General features: G+C 47.3%; 1 protein-coding gene. It reads left to right on the forward strand.

The window, feature by feature from the left end; genetic code table 11:
* Positions 1-56: 56 nt before the first annotated feature.
* Positions 57-787, forward strand: a 731-nt coding sequence (locus JMW61_RS14185; RefSeq protein WP_201552036.1) for an IS256 family transposase, incomplete at its 3' end; no start/stop codon positions are given.

The following is a 787-nucleotide window of genomic DNA, read 5'->3' on the forward strand; positions in this document are numbered from 1 at the left end:
GAGCCTTTCCTAAAAACTGTGTAACTGCTTATAATCCATTAACCGGAGAATAAGCAATGACTACTCAATCTGACCTTAAAAAACTGGCCGAGCAAATGGCTGGTAGCATGAACAGCTTTGATGACATTAAAGACTTCCAAAAGCAGCTCATGCAATCCTTTATCGATACTGCCTTAGAGGCTGAGATGGAAGACCATCTCGGCTATCCCAAGCATGAAAAGGCGGATAAACCTAATAAGCGTAACGGGCACACTAAAAAGACCGTCCGCAGTGACACAGGCGATCTTGAGATCTCCACCCCAAGAGACCGCGGTGGCAGCTTTGAGCCTGTACTCGTTAGTAAGCATCAAACCCGTATCTCAGGTCTCGATGACAAGATCATATTCCTTTACGCCAAGGGTCAAACCACCACCGAGATTGTCGAAACCATCAAAGAGCTCTATGACGTCGACATCTCAAGCAGCTTAGTTTCAAGAGTCACTGACAACATCTTAGAGGACATCACCGCTTGGCAGAACCGGCCGCTGAGCAGTGTTTATCCTATCGTCTATTTGGACTGCATTGTCGTTAAAGTACGTCAAGACAAGCAGATCATCAACAAGGCTATCTATCTGGCGCTAGGCGTGGGGCTTGATGGTAAAAAAGAGCTGCTTGGTATGTGGTTATCAGAAAATGAGGGCGCCAAGTTCTGGCTAGGCGTTCTCACTGAACTACAAAACCGCGGGGTACAAGATATCCTCATTGCCTGTGTCGACGGCTTAAAGGGCTTCCCCGATGCCATCAACAC

This window comes from Psychrobacter fjordensis (genome assembly GCF_904845995.1).
GTDB classification, from domain to species: domain Bacteria; phylum Pseudomonadota; class Gammaproteobacteria; order Pseudomonadales; family Moraxellaceae; genus Psychrobacter; species Psychrobacter fjordensis.